Origin of the sequence: Pseudomonas parafulva (assembly GCF_000800255.1) — a bacterium.
In the GTDB taxonomy this organism is placed as follows: Bacteria; Pseudomonadota; Gammaproteobacteria; order Pseudomonadales; family Pseudomonadaceae; genus Aquipseudomonas; species Aquipseudomonas boreofloridensis.
Window position 1 is genome coordinate 1937530 of record NZ_CP009747.1, and the last position, 15876, is coordinate 1953405.

General features: G+C 63.2%; 16 protein-coding genes. 6 read left to right on the top strand and 10 right to left on the bottom strand.

Translation table 11 applies throughout. The features are described from left to right. Positions 1–98: 98 nt before the first annotated feature. The 4 genes from hxsD to hxsA are packed head-to-tail and all read left to right on the top strand — an operon-like array spanning position 99 to position 3710. Entirely contained in the window at positions 99–398 is a 300-nt protein-coding gene (hxsD, locus tag NJ69_RS08490) for a His-Xaa-Ser system protein HxsD (RefSeq protein WP_039578066.1), read from the top strand. After that, positions 395–1882: a His-Xaa-Ser system radical SAM maturase HxsB gene (hxsB, locus tag NJ69_RS08495; RefSeq protein WP_039578068.1), complete on the top strand. Its 1488-nt coding sequence runs from the start codon at positions 395–397 to the stop codon at positions 1880–1882. The genes hxsD and hxsB overlap by 4 nt, the downstream gene beginning before the upstream one ends. Further along, positions 1882–3117 carry a His-Xaa-Ser system radical SAM maturase HxsC gene (hxsC, locus tag NJ69_RS08500; RefSeq protein ID WP_039578071.1) on the top strand — a complete coding sequence of 412 codons (1236 nt, stop codon included), beginning with the start codon at positions 1882–1884 and terminating at the stop codon, positions 3115–3117. The genes hxsB and hxsC overlap by 1 nt, the downstream gene beginning before the upstream one ends. Beyond that, on the top strand, positions 3114–3710 hold the full coding sequence (gene hxsA, locus NJ69_RS08505) for a His-Xaa-Ser repeat protein HxsA (RefSeq protein ID WP_039578073.1): 597 nt from the start codon (positions 3114–3116) through the stop codon (positions 3708–3710). Before hxsC ends, hxsA begins: the two co-directional genes overlap by 4 nt. Positions 3711–3748: 38 nt before the next feature. Here the strand turns inward: hxsA and NJ69_RS08510 are convergent, their stop codons facing one another. Beyond that, positions 3749–4195 (bottom strand): hypothetical protein, encoded by a 447-nt coding sequence (locus NJ69_RS08510; protein ID WP_052192055.1) that lies wholly within the window; start codon positions 4193–4195, stop codon positions 3749–3751. Positions 4196–4379: 184 nt separating this feature from the next. Between NJ69_RS08510 and NJ69_RS08515 the strand changes: the two genes are divergently transcribed. Beyond that, positions 4380–5483 (top strand): sigma-54 interaction domain-containing protein, encoded by a 1104-nt coding sequence (locus tag NJ69_RS08515; RefSeq protein ID WP_039578076.1) that lies wholly within the window; start codon positions 4380–4382, stop codon positions 5481–5483. 23 nt (positions 5484–5506) lie between these two features. Here the strand turns inward: NJ69_RS08515 and sfnG are convergent, their stop codons facing one another. Further along, on the bottom strand, positions 5507–6598 hold the full coding sequence (gene sfnG, locus NJ69_RS08520; protein WP_039578078.1) for a dimethylsulfone monooxygenase SfnG: 1092 nt from the start codon (positions 6596–6598) through the stop codon (positions 5507–5509). A gap of 350 nt (positions 6599–6948) precedes the next feature. On the opposite strand from sfnG, the gene NJ69_RS08525 reads away from it, so the two are divergent. After that, a complete protein-coding gene (locus NJ69_RS08525) occupies positions 6949–8187 on the top strand; it encodes an acyl-CoA dehydrogenase family protein (RefSeq protein WP_039578080.1) in 1239 nt (412 codons plus the stop codon). Between the two features lie 45 nt (positions 8188–8232). Here the strand turns inward: NJ69_RS08525 and NJ69_RS08530 are convergent, their stop codons facing one another. From NJ69_RS08530 to NJ69_RS08565, 8 genes are all read right to left on the bottom strand, one after another. After that, positions 8233–8604, bottom strand: a complete 372-nt coding sequence (locus NJ69_RS08530; protein ID WP_039578083.1) for a hypothetical protein — start codon at positions 8602–8604, stop codon at positions 8233–8235. Between the two features lie 10 nt (positions 8605–8614). Continuing rightward, the gene (locus tag NJ69_RS08535; RefSeq protein WP_039578085.1) at positions 8615–9847 is read right to left on the bottom strand and encodes an SfnB family sulfur acquisition oxidoreductase; all 1233 of its coding nucleotides are present in this window, start codon (positions 9845–9847) and stop codon (positions 8615–8617) included. Positions 9848–9849: 2 nt separating this feature from the next. Then, a complete protein-coding gene (locus tag NJ69_RS08540; protein ID WP_052192056.1) occupies positions 9850–10668 on the bottom strand; it encodes an ABC transporter ATP-binding protein in 819 nt (272 codons plus the stop codon). A 92-nt stretch (positions 10669–10760) separates the two neighbouring features. Further along, entirely contained in the window at positions 10761–12098 is a 1338-nt protein-coding gene (locus tag NJ69_RS08545) for an ABC transporter substrate-binding protein (protein ID WP_039578088.1), read from the bottom strand. A gap of 78 nt (positions 12099–12176) precedes the next feature. After that, positions 12177–13241: a branched-chain amino acid ABC transporter permease gene (locus NJ69_RS08550; RefSeq protein ID WP_039578090.1), complete on the bottom strand. Its 1065-nt coding sequence runs from the start codon at positions 13239–13241 to the stop codon at positions 12177–12179. A 4-nt stretch (positions 13242–13245) separates the two neighbouring features. Next, positions 13246–14127: a branched-chain amino acid ABC transporter permease gene (locus tag NJ69_RS08555; protein WP_039578093.1), complete on the bottom strand. Its 882-nt coding sequence runs from the start codon at positions 14125–14127 to the stop codon at positions 13246–13248. Beyond that, a complete protein-coding gene (locus NJ69_RS08560) occupies positions 14124–14894 on the bottom strand; it encodes an ABC transporter ATP-binding protein (protein ID WP_039578094.1) in 771 nt (256 codons plus the stop codon). The genes NJ69_RS08555 and NJ69_RS08560 overlap by 4 nt, the downstream gene beginning before the upstream one ends. Next, positions 14891–15862, bottom strand: coding sequence for an AMP-binding protein (locus tag NJ69_RS08565; protein ID WP_039578097.1), 972 nt, complete (start codon positions 15860–15862; stop codon positions 14891–14893). Before NJ69_RS08565 ends, NJ69_RS08560 begins: the two co-directional genes overlap by 4 nt. Positions 15863–15876: the final 14 nt, after the last annotated feature.

Genomic DNA, 15876 nt, shown 5'->3' on the forward strand with positions numbered 1-15876 from the left:
ATAATTTTTGTGTGCAGATGTAAAAAATCATAATGGCATAATGCCCTAAAAACCGGCAAAATCCACACGCCTCCAACGGATTTGAAGGACCGGTTCCCATGACATGGCCTGTCATCCTGAAACTCGATAGTGCAGTTTATTCCCTCAGCGTGGTGCAACGGGCGGTGTATTCCCTCGCTGACATCGTCGCCATCCAAGTATCGGTCGAAGACCAACAAATTGCTCTCGAAGCGCTGCCGGCCCACGCCAATCTGACACTTGCCGCGCGATACGCCAGCACACTGATCCTCCAGCATTTGAATGACTTCGCCTTACGCGACCATATCAACCGCGAAACCGCAGGGCTGCGTGAGATTCTAGCCCGAGCCGCGCTCGCTGGATGCGGGATTTCCCAGTGACTCTGATTACAACAGATGCCAGACACTACCGTCTATTACCCTTGCGGTTCATGCGGATGGACACAGGATCCAGCCATGACATCCTGATCACCTCCGACACGGGTGAACACTTGCATGTCAATGACGAGCAATTACGCGCGCTCAGTCAATTTGACGTGCAAACAGGCTCTGCGTTTTACAAGGACTTGCTCGCTCGCCACTTCATTTACGAGCCAGAGCGCCACGACCCCTTTGCGCAAATGGCCGCGCAGTATCGCAGTCGTAAGGATTTCCTGTTCCAGGGTCCTGCTCTACACCTGTTTGTGGTGACCCTGCGCTGCAACCATACTTGCCAGTATTGTCAGGTTTCGCGAGCACCACTAAGCGGCTCTGGCCACGACCTGTCCGAGGAAAATGCACGCGCTGCTGTCGACCGCCTGTTCGAATCGAACGCGCCCGCTCTGACCGTAGAGTTTCAAGGGGGTGAGCCACTTTTGGCTTTTGAGCGAGTCCGCCAGATTGTCGAGTGGGTAGTCGAACGTAATCGAGTGCAACAGCGCGATATCCAGTTCGTCATCACCACCACACTGCATCACCTGACGGACGATGTGCTCGACTTCGCAGCACAGCACGATATTCAATTTTCGACTTCGCTCGATGGCCCGGCGGCCTTGCATAACGCCAATCGTCCCACGCCTTCGCGAGATGCCTACGAGCGTACGGTCGAAGGTATCGAGCGGGTACGTGAACGCCTCGGTCACGATGCAGTGTCAGCGCTGACTACGCTCACCTCCAGAAGTCTCGAACAGCCAGAAGCGATCATTGATGAGTACGTGAAACTGGGGTTCTCCAGTATTTCGCTTCGGCCCTTGAGCCCCTATGGCTTTGCCACCAAAAGCGCCCAGCGCCTTGATTACCCGATTGAGCGATACTTGGACTTCCATGACAGAGCACTGACGTACTTGCTGAACATAAATCAGCAAGGCGTTTACCTGTCCGAGAGTTACACCAGTCTGCTGCTGAAGAACATTCTCACACCCTTCTCATCAGGATACGTAGACCTGCGCTCCCCTGCAGGCGCTGGTACTGCGGCGCTGGTTTACAACTATGACGGCTACGTCTATCCGTCGGACGAAGCGCGGATGTTGCTGGAGATGGGAGAAAGCGGACTGAGACTAGGTTCTGTGCAGCAACCGTTGCCTGAACTGCTCGGATCACCCGTCATGCAGGCACTGCTTGCCAGCGGCGTTGCAGAGGCACTACCGGGCTGCTCGGACTGCGCACTCGTTCCCTACTGTGGCGCAGATCCCATCGAGCACTTCGCACGTCAAGGCGACCCGATCGGACATCGGATGTTCAGCACGTTCTGCAAAAAGAATATGGGGTTGCTCAAGCAGGTCTTCAGACTACTTCGCGACGGCGACGACAATGTGCAAAGAGTACTGCTGTCCTGGTTGAGCAGACGCTCCTACAGCGATGTCCGACTTCCTGGCTACAGGGGCTGATGGTGATGCTGCGAAAGGATACCCATTTCGAAATCCGGCATCTGAACGAACCAAGATTGCTCAAGGTCGTCACGCTCGATGAATTCATCGAACAAGGACTGGCCGTTTGCGCGGGACGTGTGGCGTTCGACGATCTCTTGCTTTGGCTGCCAAACCGGCAACGTTTAGATAGCCCGCAGTTGATCTCATTACCCGTGGGCGGCTTTCTCACACCCGAGCCGTTTATGGACGAGCTCGAAGCTGCACAACTCCATTTGCATACGCCTAGGGACGCGAATGTTGTGCAGCCCGGAGATGTCATTGCTGTCACACCCGGCAGTACGTTGGTGCGAGTGCTCTATCGAAGAGGCTCGGACAGCAACTTGCTTTTCATGACAGATCGTTGCAACAGCCTGTGCTTGATGTGCTCGCAGCCGCCGAAAGATATCGATGATCGTTGGCACATCGAGGAAAACCTCCGGCTGATCGACTTGATGGACCCGGGCGAGGAAAACCTGGGGATCAGCGGCGGAGAGCCCACGCTCTATCGCACTGGCTTGCTGGAAATCCTGGCCAAGTGCAAAGCCGTGTTACCAGATAAGTCCATCCATGTGCTCAGCAACGGACGACTGTTCCAGGACCCGAGCTGGATCCCTGCACTGACTGCTATTGCCCACCCACAACTGAGCTGGGGTATCCCGCTGTATGCCGACAACGCCGAAGACCATGACCATGTGGTGCAGGCTGAAGGAGCATTCAGCGAGACAATGCAGGGTCTGTACAACCTGGCACGAGCAGACCAGATCATAGAAATCCGCGTCGTACTCAATCGCCTGACCACGCCTCGCTTGCCTGAACTGGCCCACTACATCTTCAGGAACCTGCCCTTCGTGCGGCATGTTGCACTGATGGGCATCGAGAGCACCGGCTTGGCCAGGAAGCACTACGAGCAACTGTGGATCGACCCGCTCGACTATCAGGAGTGGTTGAGTCAAGCCACCTACTTCCTGTCCAATCGGGGGATACCGGTTTCCATCTACAACCTTCCTCTGTGCCTGATTCCGCCTGCTCTATCGCGCTTTGCCCGTCAGAGCATTTCGGACTGGAAGAATCTGTTCATAGATGCCTGCCAACACTGCGCAGCCGTCGAACAGTGTTCTGGATTCTTCAAATCCCACACCGACCGCTGGCAGAGCCGAGGTGTACGACAACTATCGACCGAGGCCTTTAGCGCCTATGCAAGGAGTGCACAGTGAAGTTACTCGACCGTTGGAAAGTCTTGATCAGCAGCATGAGCCTGCTCCCCATGGCAGGCACCGCCCTAGCCCAAGCCGGTCCCCTGCCGCTGGCAGATACCGACTGGCAGCCTAGCGACAAGCTGCAACCGCCGGTATTCGCAGATACGCTCAATGCCCCGGATGCCCTGAACATCTATGCGGCACATCGCTCGCACAGTTCGCATCGATCCCACAGTTCGCACAGCTCTCACTACAGTGGCTCGGGTGGCTACAGCGCGCCTCGTGCCTACAGCCCCCCTGCTACCAGCACCCGCAGCTACACCGCGCCGAGCAGCTCAACCGGCAACAGCTTTTACCAACCCTCTGGAACCGCCGGCGCGTCAAGCTCAAGTACGTCGAAAACCCGCGCGACCAATGCACAGAAAAACGACTTGGTGACTCGCGTGCAGACCGCGCTGATGGTGCGCCAGTACTATCAAGGCGCAATCGACGGGGTGATGGGCAAAGCCACGCGCGGGGCATTGATGTCCTTCCAATCCGACAGCGCGCTCACCGTGCATGGACGAATGGATACCCCTACGCTGAACGCACTGGGAATCAAGATTCCATAGCTCCGCCAGAAGCATTTACAGACGCCGTGGCGCTATGATCAAAGGTCAGATCCACGCCACGGCACCGCCCCCAACACCGCCATTGCCACATGAATCCCCTTCCCCACCACAAACACCCGATACCGAAGATCCCGCTCGCCCCCATAGGGAATCGTATCGATCCAGCTCTGCACCCCCAATTCACCCAGCTCGCGCCGCAACGCCACAGCCTCCTCTTCGCGGTCGAAAAAACCCACGCAGTGGTCATGCCGCATCGCCATGACGTGCTCAAAAAAGAACTGGCAAGCCTCTGACTCACTCGCCGATACATAGATCGGCTCAGCATCCCGCCCGCGCTCCGTATAGCAAACCTGCCAACGCCCACCCACTTGGCTCAGATAAAAAACATCGGACGCCGCACCCCGCGTACCGATGGCGTAAAGCGACGGGTTGCAGCCTTGCGCCAACAGCTGCGCGGCGAGTTCATCGACAGTCATGGCATCCAAGATGGCGTCCTCCAGAACGTACCTGTGTCGATCTTAAATCACAGGCCCTTACACTCAATATTCCCCAGGGGAATACAAATAGGATTTTTTATTATTTTTTAAAAGCACCCGACCCCTTTATAACCCTCTGGCTACCAAATCGTTTATCCACGCCAAGCCGCGTGCGCAACTGATAAGGATCGCCATGCAACTGCTGACCCTCCCCCCCTCGCCGACTCTGGCTACCTCGATCCGGGCGACCGCGCAGGTCTTCGAAGACCCTCGTTCGCAAGCGTTGCTCGCCCATTTGCAACAAGTCGCGCCGAGCGAGGCCAGCGTGCTGGTGATCGGCGAAACCGGCACCGGCAAGGAGCTGGTCGCCCGTCACATCCACCATTTGAGCCGCCGACGCGAAGGCCCGTTCGTGGCGGTGAACTGCGGCGCTTTCTCTGAATCACTGGTCGAGGCCGAGCTGTTCGGTCATGAGAAAGGTGCGTTCACCGGCGCCCTGACCGCCAAGGCTGGCTGGTTCGAGGAAGCCAATGGCGGCACCTTGTTCCTCGACGAGATCGGCGACCTGCCCATGGCGATCCAGGTCAAGCTGCTGCGCGTGTTGCAAGAGCGCGAAGTGGTGAGGCTGGGTTCGCGCAAGAGCCTACCGATCGACGTGCGCGTGGTCGCCGCCACCAACGTGCAGTTGGACAAGGCCATCGGCGCAGGTCACTTCCGCGAGGACCTGTATTACCGGCTCAATGTGGTCAGCCTGCAGTTGTATCCACTGCGCGAGCGTCCGGGCGACATCCTGCCGCTGACCCGGCACTTCCTCGACACCTACTGCAACCGGCTCGGCTACGGCCAGGTGCGCCTGACGCACGAGGCCGAGCGCAAGCTGTTGAGCTACGACTGGCCGGGCAACATCCGTGAACTGGAAAACGTCATCCACCACACCCTTCTGGTGTGCCGCAACAATCTGGTGCGTGATGACGACCTGCGCTTGTCGCACCTGCGCATCGAGCGCCAGAGCTCGGTCCAGACCGCTGCGCCGCAAAGCGCCGAGGATCAGTTGCTGCAGGCGTTCCATCGGTTGTTCGAGGAACAGGCGGGCGATCTGCATGAAAAGGTCGAAGACAGCCTGTTGCGCACCGCCTACCGCTTCTGCCACTGCAACCAGGTGCACACGGCCAGTTTGCTGGGCTTGAGCCGCAACATCACCCGCGCGCGGCTGATCGCCATTGGCGAGTTGGTGGTCAATCGGCGCGGCGCGCCTTCCCTGGCGCGTCCGCAGCGGACCCTGCAATTCTCGATCTGAGCGCGTGCTCGGGATCGAACGCCCTAGGCCACCGCCCGGGGCGCCGCCACCTCCTGCTCAAGCTCGCGCACCAGCGGCAGAACCCGTCGACCGAAATATTCCACCTCCTCCTGGAAGTGCAGGAAACCTGACAAGATCAGATCGACCCCCACGGCCTTGAGTGCGACGATGCGCTCGGCGATCTGCCGGGGCGTGCCGATCAAGTTGGTCTTGAAACCATCGTTGTATTGCACCAGGTCCTCGAAACTGGACTGCGCCCAGTTGCCCTCGCCTTCGGGACTGGCCGCCCCGGCGTTCTTCGCTTCGCTGGCAAAGCCTCGCACCGCCTCGGGGTCGGCCTTGGCGATGATTTCAGCCAGCACCGCCTGGGCCTCCTCCTCGCTGTCGCGGGCGATGATGAAGGCGTTGACGCCGACCTTCACCGAGTGACCGTTGGCTGCCGCCTTGGCCCGCAGGTCATCGATCTGGGCCTTGATACCGGCCACGCTGTTGCCGTTGGTGAAGTACCAGTCCGACACCCGCGAGGCCATGTCGCGTGCGGCCCGCGAACTTCCGCCCTGGAAGATTTCCGGGTGCGGACGCTGCAGCGGCTTGGGTCTGAGGCTGTAGTCGTTGAAGCGGTAGAAGTCGCCGTGGAAGCTGAAGTTGTCCTGGGTCCAGATGCCCTTCAGGGCCCGAATGAATTCTTCGGAGCGCCGGTAGCGCTCGTCGTGGTCCAGCCAAGGCTCGCCGATGGCGCGAAACTCGCCCTTGAACCAGCCGGACACCACGTTCACCGCGATGCGCCCGCCGGTGAACTGGTCGATGCTTGCCAGTTGCTTGGCGGCCAAGGCCGGCGTCCAGGGGCCGGGCAGGATCGCGGCGATCACCTTGAGTTTCTCGGTAGCCGCCAGCAGCGCGTGGCTGATGGTCACCGACTCATGCTGATTGTCGGCCCCGTAGCCTGCAGTGAAGCGAATCTGCGACAGCGCGTAATCGAATCCGGCACGTTCGGCGATCTGCGCTAGCGTGCGGTTGTAGTCGATGTCCCAATGGGTGCGCTGCTCGATCTTGCTGACGACAAGACCGCCGCTGACGTTGGGCACCCAGTAGGCAAATTTGATCGCTTGGCTCATGACGAAGTCTCCTGTGGCTCGAAAGTCAGGCCGCACTGGCGACCGCACGAGGGCTGGAGCAGCAACCGTGCCAATACCAGAAATGTCTTCGAATCAATGGTTTGTGAGAATTCGAGGTGATCGTCACTGCCCTGAGACACGCACTCTGCTGAACCCCTGACCACCCGGCAACAGCCGCATCGACAAGCACTGCTGCCTTGCTGCCAACAGTGATTCAGCAAGCTGTTGCGCGCGCCACAGCTCAATCGCCCATCTGAATCACCAAGTTCCTGATTTACGGAGGTTTTCTCATAGGGCACGGAGTTTGCGAGGCCTCTGCCGACTGCATTCGCATCCTCAGGAGAATTGCCATGACCGCTCACGCCCACGTTCCCACGCTGTCCACCGGCACCGACTACGAGACCCTCGCCGCACGCTTTCGACCCTTGTTCGCCCGCATTGCCGAAGGCAGCGTCGAGCGCGAGCGTGAGCGCCGCCTGCCGTTCGAGCCGATCCGCTGGCTTAAGGAAGCGGGCTTCGGCGCCGTGCGCGTGCCGATCGAGCATGGCGGTGCGGGCGCGTCGCTGACGCAACTGGTACACCTGCTGATCGAACTGGCCGAAGCCGACTCGAATCTGCCCCAGGCGCTGCGCGGTCACTTCGCCTTCGTCGAAGATCGCCTCAACGCCCATGCCAGCGCCGCCCAGGACCGCTGGTTCAAACGCTTCGTGGACGGTGACCTGGTCGGCTGCGCCTGGACCGAAATAGGCGCGGTCAAGATCGGCGACGTGCTCACCCGGGTGTCGCGCCAAGGCGACCAGTGGGTGGTCAACGGCACCAAGTACTACAGCACCGGTAGCATTTTCGCGGACTGGATCGACCTGTTCGCCCGCCGCGACGACACCGGCGCCGACGTGATCGCGGCGGTGCGGACGCGGCAACCGGGCGTCACCTTGAGCGACGACTGGGACGGTTTCGGCCAGCGCACCACCGGCAGCGGCACCTCGGTGTTCGACAACGCCGTGGTCGAGCCAGAGGACATCATCGATTTCGCCACCCGTTTCAAGTACCAGACGGCGTTCTATCAACTGGTGCTGCTGGCCGTCATCGTCGGCTCCGGACGCGCTGCGGTGCGTGACTTCAGCAGCGAAACCCGCACCCGCACGCGGGTGTTCAGCCATGGCAATGCTCAGGCCGTAAGCCAAGATGCCCAGGTGTTGCAAGTGATCGGCAAAGCCAGCGGCCTGGTCTACGCCGCCGAGGCCGCGACCCTGCGCGCAGCCGAAGCGGCGCACCAGGCCTACCTGGCCCATTGGGCGGATGCACCCGCAGCCGAACGAGACGCCAACGTGCTGGCCGAACTGACCTCGGCGCAGGCCCAGGTCGCCGCCGTGGAGTTGGTGCTGCGGGCCACCAGCGATCTGTTCAACGCCCTGGGCGCGTCCAGCACCCGCATCACCCGGCAGCTCGATCGCCACTGGCGCAATGCGCGCACGGCCGCCTCGCATAACCCGGTGATCTACAAGGAGCGCATCGTCGGCGACTGGGAAGTCAATGGCAGCGAACCGCCGTATGTCTGGCAAATCGGCGGCGGCGCCCAGGCGTCCTGAACGCCGACCTGCGGCCAGCGTCCGGACGCCCCACAGGGAACGGGCTCAGCCGGCCGCAGGTGCAGCACCGTTGAGGTAGTGATCGCCGAGCAGGCGCCGCTGGGTCGGCAGCGCCGGCTCGGCCTCGGAGGGTGCGGGCGCCGGCAGGCCGTGCCCGACCAACTCCAGGTGCGTCTGCCCGGCCAGGCGCACAGCCTCCGCCGCCGCCAACCGAAAAGCGATGGCCGCCGCAGGCGAATCGTCGGCGCGGGCGCGCAAGGCGTCGGCTGCGTCGATACGAATACGCAGGTCACCGACAGCCGCAATCACCAGCGCTTCATGGCGGGCGCTCTGCCCGCGCAGGTAGTCCAGCAGCGAGGCTTCGACATGGCGGGCATGGGCCAGGTCACCACGGCCTTGAGCATGTGAAATAGACATGGAAAGGTCCTCAGTTCCAGGCGTGACGGGGTGGCGCGATGCCATTGAGCAGTCGGTTGCCGACCAGGTGATACTTCCAGCGCACCGGGTCATGCAAGGTGTGGGTCCGGGCATTGCGCCAGAATCGGTCCAGCCCCTGGCTGGCCGAGACGCTGCGCGTGCCCCCAAGCTCCAGCAAACGACTGGACGCTTGCAGGGCAATTTCGGTGGACAGCACTTTGGCCTGGCCGACGATCACCGACGCCTGCGCCACCCGCGCCTCGCTGGGCTCGGCGACGGCGTCATCCACCGCCTCGCCGGCACGTTGCAAGACCGCCTCGGCGGCGTGCAGGCGCCAGGCCAATTCGCCGATCAGCGCCTGGGCCAGCGGGTCCTGCCAGGCGTGCTCCAGGCCGCTGTCGACCCAGGGGCGGGCCAAGCGCGCCACGCGCAGGGTTTCGGCAAAGGCGCCACGGGCGATGCCAGTGTCCACGGCAGCCTGGATGATCTGCGAGATCGGTCCATCGGCGGTGGGCTGCTCGTAGGCCCTCCAGGCCGGTATCACGGCGCTTGTCGGCACGCGCACGCCCTCGATGCGTACCTGGCCGCTGGCAGTGATGCGCTGGCCGAAGCCGTCCCAGCTGTCGATCACGCTCAGGCCGGAGGCATCGCGGGGGACGAAGGCGATGTGCGGGCGGTCGTGTTCATCGACGCCCGCCACCGGCACGATATGGGCGAACAGCGCGCCGGTGCAGTAGGCTTTCTCACCGTTCAGCACGGCGGTGTCGCCCTCGAAGCGAATCTGCGTCTGGAAGGTGGTTACGTACTGGCTGCGCGCTTCGGAGAAGGCGTTGCCGAAGCGATAGCCCTGCAGCACCTTGGCGTAATAGGCGCGCTTCTGCGCCTCGCTGCCGGTCAGGGCAAGGTTGCTCAGCACCCCGAAGTGGTTCTGCGGCAGTTGCCCGAGTGAAGAGTCGGCGGCGGACACCGTGGCGATCACTTCACTGAGGGTGCGGTAGGACACGCCAGCACCGCCGTAGGCCTTGGGTACGGTGATCGCCCACAGGCCGCTGTCGGAGAAGCGCTCCAGTTCTGCCCAGGGCAAGCGCCGCTCACGGTCGCGTGCGGCGGCCTCGCGGGCGAAATCCGCAGCCAGGCGCTGTGCCACTTCGATGGCTTCGCTGCCGCTACCAATGACCTGCGCCGCACGCAGCGGCGCCGCGCGCGTCTGCGCAGGGAGATCGGGTGAGAGTGCAGTGCTCATATCTACTCCTGTCGAGTCGAAGGTTCTTGAATCGATTGCCCCTGGCCACCCGCCTTGCCGCCCAGGTAGAAGTGGCGGATGTCCTCGCGCGCAGCCAGCGCTGCGGCCGTGCCTTGCCCCACCACACGACCGTTTTCGAGGATGTAGGCATAGCTGGCGTGGCGCAGGGCGACGTTGATGTTCTGTTCGGCCAACAAAAAACTCATCCCTTCCTGGGCGTTGAGTTGAGCGACGATGGCGAAGATTTCCTCGACGATCAGCGGTGCCAGTCCCATGGACGGCTCGTCGAGCAGTACCAGGCGTGGCTGGGTCATCAGCGCCCTGCCGAGAGCGAGCATCTGCTGCTCGCCCCCGGAGGTCAGCCCGGCCTGGGTTTTGCGCTTGGTCTTCAAGCGCGGAAACCAGGCGTAGATCCGCTCCAGGTCCTGCTCCAGTTGCCGTCGCGAGGGCTTGCGCAGGAAGCCGCCGCTGCGCAGGTTTTCCTCGATGGTCAAGTGCGCAAAAACGTGACGGCCCTCCAGCACATGCACGATGCCCTGGCGCGCCAGCCGATTGGCCGCCACGCCCGCCGTATCTTGCCCCTGAAAACGGACAGTCCCTCGACTGACCCGCGCCCGATCGGCCTGGAGCAACCCGGAAATCGCCTTGAGCGTGGTGCTCTTGCCCGCACCGTTAGCCCCAAGCAAGGCGACGATATCGCCCTGCCCCACCTGCAACGAAACCCCACCCACGGCAAGAATGGCCCCGTCATAGATCACCTCGATGTCGTCCACACTTAACAGCGCCATCCGCTCAGCGCCGACATCCCGTGCCTCGATCATGTCCCGCTCCTTTTTTGCAGCGCTGCAAGCCATACGCAGCAAGCTCACTTGTGGCTTGCCGCTTACAGCTTGCGGCTTGAATGGCTGACGATTCAGGCACCGGTGCAATCGCGTGGTGTGATGTCCTTTTGCTTGGCGTAGTCGGCGGCCTTGTCGTCGATCAGTTCGCGCAGGGTGGCGCGGTCGGCGCGTACCCAATCGGTGATCAGGTTCCAGCGTTGGCCATCCCACTGCTGGACCTTCGCCGCGCCGCCCCCCTCGTGGTCGCTGCACGACAACTTCAGCGGCTGCATCAAGCCCAGGAAACCGATCGCTTTCAGGCGCGCATCGTCCAGGTCCAGGTGCTCCAGCCCCCAGCGACCTTCCTCGCCGTTGAGTGGCCGATTGCCGAAGCGCTTCTGCCCGGCGCGGATCGCCTCCACGGCGATGGCGGCGTTCACCAGGCCCGAGTTGTAGTACACGCTGCCGAAGCTGTGCGGGTCTTTCAGGTCGCTCTTGCCCGCGTCGAGGATGTGCTGCTTGAGGCGCTGGTGGATGTCGAACCCGGTGCCACCGGGGTACGGCGTCAACGCCAGGTAGCCCTTGCCCGCGGTGCCGGTGGGCAGCACGTCCTCGTCGGAGCTGGCCCAGATATCGCCGACGATGCGCTCGACCGGGAAACCGAAGCGCGCAGCCGTCTTGATCGCCACCGGGGTCGACACGCCCCAGGTGCGCAGGAACACCCAGTCCGGCTTGAGCTGGCGCACCTGACGCCACTGCGCGGCCTGCTCGTTGCCGGGATCGGCGACGGGAATCTGGATGTTCTCGAAGCCGTATTTCGCCGCCAGCAACTGCAAAGGCCCCTGGGTTTCCCGGCCATAGGCCGAGTCGTGATAGACGGTGGCGATCTTCTTGCCCTTGAGCTTGTCCAGCCCGCCTTCGCGCTCGGCCACGTAATTGATGAAAGCCGACGCCTCGCTGTAGAAGGTCAGCATCACCGGGAAGTTATACGGAAACACACGGCCATCGGTGGCCTCGGTGCGGCCGTAGCCCAGGGTGATCAGCGGGATCTTGTCGGCCTCGGCCTTGTCGCTCAGGGCATAGGCGGCCGGCGCACCGTTGGGTTGATAGACGGCCACGGGGGCGCCGTCCAGGCCATTCTTGAAACGCTCGTAGCACTCAATGCCCTTCTCGGCAGTCCACTCGGTCTCGCACTCCTGCCAGACCAGCTTGACGCCATTGATCCCGCCCTCCACTTCGTTGATGTAGCGCAGGTAGTCGATCATCCCGGCCCATACCGGGATGCCGCTGGAGGCGTAGGCGCCGACCCGGTAGGTGGCCAGGGGAATGAACTGTTGATCGGCGCCCGCCTCGGCGCTGGCCGGCAGAAGAGCCTGACCGCCGAGCGCGAGCAGGCTGGCGAACAAGTAGCGATGCAAGGTTTTGCCCATGATGTGCACGTCTTCTTGAAGGAGTGAAAAACTCCTTTCCCGAGGCCGGGTCAAGGCATGTGAGTGAAACAGGTGAGTTCAGAACCGCAGCGGCCAGACCCGGATGCGTTGCCGCGCGGTGGTCAACAAGCGCGCCAGTCCTTCTGGTTCCTTGATCAGCAGCACGATGATCAGGGCGCCGAAGAGGATCTTCTGCAGGTTCTGCAACTGCCCGGCGTCGACGTGACCGTCGAACAGCCATTGCCCCAGGTGGCTGAGCAGGATCGGTACCAGACTGATGAACGCGGCTCCGATGAAGTTGCCGACGATGCTGCCCATGCCGCCGATGATGATGATGAACAAGATCTGGAACGAGCGGTTGATGTCGAAGCTGCCGGCGCTGGCAGTACCCAGGTAGGCGAACGCCCACAGCGCCCCGGCGATCCCCAGGTAGAACGAACTGACAGCGAAGGCCAGGCGCTTGTAGCGCTCCACCGGGATGCCGATGACCGCCGCGGCGGTGTCCATGTCGCGAATCGCCATCCAGTTGCGCCCGACCTGGCTGCGCACCAGGTTGACCGCGACCCATGTCAGCAACGCCACGCAGCCGAGCGTCAGCAGGTAACGCCCCGCCGGCGTGGCCAGGCTGTAGCCGAACAGTTCCAGGCGTGGGGCGCTGATGGTGCCGGAGGAGGCGTAGTTGTAGAACCAGGGAAACTTGGCGAACACCCATTCCAGAAAGAACTGCGCCGCCAGGGTGGTCACCATCAGGTAGAAGCCTTTGATCCGCGCACTGGGAATGCCGAACAGCAGCCCCACCGCGCCCGCGATCAGCCCGCCGCCCAGCAGGGCCAGCGGTAACGGCAAGCCCGGCACCCGCAGCAACAGCCCATAGGTGGCGAACGCACCCACCGCCATGAAGCCAGCGGCGCCGACCGAAGTCTGGCCGGTGTAGCCGGTGAGCAGGTTCAGGCCCAGGCCGGCCAGCGACAACACGAGGAAGGGGATGAGGATCGCATTGAGCCAATAGTCACTGCCCAGCCAGGCCAGCCCGATGAGGACGGCCAGCGACACCAGCGGTAAAGCTCGCGAGCGGCGGCGTCGGATGAGGATCACTGGCGCTTCGCCAGCGCCTGAAACAAGCGGAGAAACGGTGGCGGTCATGGCGTCATACCCGTTCGATGACCCGGTCGCCGAACAGGCCGGCCGGGCGGATGTAGAGGAAGATCAGGGCGAGGAAATAGGCGAACCAGGGCGTGATGCCACCGCCGATCAGCGGGCCGATGTAGGCCTCGGCCAGGTTCTCCGCCGCGCCGACGATCAAGCCGCCGACGATGGCCCCGCCAATCGACGTGAAGCCTCCGATGATCAGCACCGGCAGCGCCTTGAGCACCACCAGCGAGAGCGAGAACTGCACACCCTGGCGCGCGCCCCAGAGCAGCCCGGCCACCAGCCCGACCACCCCGGCCACGGCCCAGACGATCTGCCAGATACGGTTCAGGTCGATGCCCAGCGATAACGCCGCGCGGGTGTCGTCGGCTACCGCGCGCAGGGACACGCCGATGCGGGTCTTGTTGAACAGCAGCGCCAGCACCGCCACCAGCACAGCGGACACCCCGGCGGCGATCAAGTCGAACTGGCTGACCATGATTTCGCCCAGGAACAGCGGAACATCCTCGATCCCCAAGTCCAACGCGCGCACCTGGGCGCCCATCAGTCCCTGGGCCAGGCCTTCGATCACGAACGACAAGCCCAAGGTGGCCATGAACAGGGTGATCTGCGAGCGATTGACCAGCGGCCGCAGCACCAGGCGCTCGATCAACCAGGCGCCGAGGACCATCACCCCCACCGTGATCGCCAGGGCCAGGGCGAACGGCAGCCCTTGCCCCAGCAGGCTGACGAAGGTCAGCGCAGCGAACAGCAGCATGGCGCCCTGGGCGAAGTTGAACACGCCGCTGGCCTTGTAGATCAGCACGAAGCCGATGGCTACCAACGCGTACATCGAACCGGCGAGCACGCCACCGATCAGGGTTTCGAGAAAGAAATTCATCCGTGCGGCGCTCCCAGGTACGCAGCGATCACCTCAGGATTGGCCTGCACCTCGGCCGGCGTGCCGTCACCCACCTTGCGTCCGTAATCGAGCACCACCACATGGCTGGACAGGCCCATGACCACCTGAATGTCGTGTTCGATGAGAATCACCGTGGTGCCCAGATCGCGGTTGATATCGGCGATGAAGCGACTCATGTCGCGCTTTTCCTGGGCGTTCATGCCGGCCATCGGCTCATCGAGCAGCAGTAACCTGGGCTGGGCGATCAGCGCGCGCCCCAGTTCCACGCGCTTTTGCAGACCGTAGGCGAGACTGCCCACCGCCACCTCGCGCCAAGGCTGAAGGTCGAGAAACTCCAGCACCGCCTCGGCCCGTTCGCTGAAGACGCGCGCCTCGCGCCGCGCACGGGGCAAGCCCAGCGCCTGTTCGAGAAACAGGCTGCGCTGGAAGCGCGACAGCCCGGTAAGCAGGTTGTCCAGCACGCTCAGCGGCTTGAACAGCGCATTGTTCTGGAAGGTCCGGCCGATACCGAGCCGCGCCGCGTGCAAGGGGTGCGCGCGGCGCAGGGGCTTGGCGTCGAACAGCAGCTCGCCCGCATCGGCCCGGTAGACGCCGTTGAGGATGTTCAGCAGTGAACTCTTGCCGGCGCCGTTCGGCCCGATCAGGGCACAGACCTCGCCGCGCCGGACGCTGAACGACAGGTCCGAGATCGCCTTCACGCCCTGGAATGCCAGCGACACATTGCGCACCTCCAGCAAGGCCGTCATGCCGCGCGCTCCAGATACTGCGCCAGCCACGCGCCGGAGACAGGCTGTGGCTGCGCCGTGCCCAAGGCAGCGCTCGGCACCTCGATGCGGCGCAAGCGCTGAAAGCCGAGCAAGCGCCGCACGCGCGCCTTCACCACGCGGGCGAACAGCCGCTGAGGATGGGCCAAGGTCCAGTCGCACCAACGTCGCCGCCAACTGCCCGCCGGCGCCAGGCTGGCCTCGATCTCTTCGGCCAACGTCTCGACCCTGGCCGACGACAGCAGCAGCCCGGTCGGGGCTATTTCGCGACGGTCGCGGCTGGACGACTCGCGGTTTTCAGGAAACGCGACGCTGATCCCCTGCTCCAGCCAGTGCTGCAACAGGTGCCCAAGGCCGTCCTGCCACTCGGTGCCCTCGTCCACCCACAACACCTCATCACCGGCCACCTGCGTCCAGCCTTGCCGCTGGGCAGGCGCCGCCTCGGCGACCAGCAGCGCCGACAGCGGCTGCACCTGCCACAGCGACTTGCCCAGGGTCGTGGCCTGGGCGCAGAACAACTGCAGCGGCCATTGCTCGGCCAAGCCACTGTGCAGCCAGTGCGCCAGGCTCTCGCGGCGCTGGACGAACGCGAAGCTCGGGCGCGCCTGACGCAATTGCCGTTGCAACGCTTGGCCACGACTGTGCGGGCTGATCACCCGGCTGTGGCCACCCAGTTGCCACGCAGCCAGTGCCAGCAGCAGCAGGCTCGGCTCCAGCGCACCACTCAAGGCCAGCCGCGCACCTGCGCTAAAACCCTGCTGGCGCAGGCCATCGGCCAGGCGCTCGACGTCGCGCTGCACATCGATCCAGCGCCAGGCGTGCCACGCCCCGCGACGGCGATGGCGCAGCGCGATCTGCGTCGGCCGCTCCCGGGCCCAGCGTTGCAACGCCACCAGCGCGCGGTCACTGACGGCCTCGGCGGGCGATGGGTGAAGTTCATGAAGAGTCATGGGCAAGGTCTCCT

Bases quoted from the DNA above. Each gene is read 5' to 3' on its own strand.
- hxsD (WP_039578066.1), top strand. From the start codon at position 99: ATGACATGGCCTGTCATCCTGAAACTCGATAGTGCAGTTTATTCCCTC.
- hxsC (WP_039578071.1), top strand. From the start codon at position 1,882: ATGGTGATGCTGCGAAAGGATACCCATTTCGAAATCCGGCATCTGAAC.
- NJ69_RS08515 (WP_039578076.1), top strand. From the start codon at position 4,380: ATGCAACTGCTGACCCTCCCCCCCTCGCCGACTCTGGCTACCTCGATC.
- sfnG (WP_039578078.1), bottom strand. From the start codon at position 6,598: ATGAGCCAAGCGATCAAATTTGCCTACTGGGTGCCCAACGTCAGCGGC.
- NJ69_RS08525 (WP_039578080.1), top strand. From the start codon at position 6,949: ATGACCGCTCACGCCCACGTTCCCACGCTGTCCACCGGCACCGACTAC.
- NJ69_RS08530 (WP_039578083.1), bottom strand. From the start codon at position 8,604: ATGTCTATTTCACATGCTCAAGGCCGTGGTGACCTGGCCCATGCCCGC.
- NJ69_RS08535 (WP_039578085.1), bottom strand. From the start codon at position 9,847: ATGAGCACTGCACTCTCACCCGATCTCCCTGCGCAGACGCGCGCGGCG.
- NJ69_RS08540 (WP_052192056.1), bottom strand. From the start codon at position 10,668: ATGATCGAGGCACGGGATGTCGGCGCTGAGCGGATGGCGCTGTTAAGT.
- NJ69_RS08545 (WP_039578088.1), bottom strand. From the start codon at position 12,098: ATGGGCAAAACCTTGCATCGCTACTTGTTCGCCAGCCTGCTCGCGCTC.
- NJ69_RS08550 (WP_039578090.1), bottom strand. From the start codon at position 13,241: ATGACCGCCACCGTTTCTCCGCTTGTTTCAGGCGCTGGCGAAGCGCCA.
- NJ69_RS08555 (WP_039578093.1), bottom strand. From the start codon at position 14,127: ATGAATTTCTTTCTCGAAACCCTGATCGGTGGCGTGCTCGCCGGTTCG.
- NJ69_RS08560 (WP_039578094.1), bottom strand. From the start codon at position 14,894: ATGACGGCCTTGCTGGAGGTGCGCAATGTGTCGCTGGCATTCCAGGGC.
- NJ69_RS08565 (WP_039578097.1), bottom strand. From the start codon at position 15,862: ATGACTCTTCATGAACTTCACCCATCGCCCGCCGAGGCCGTCAGTGAC.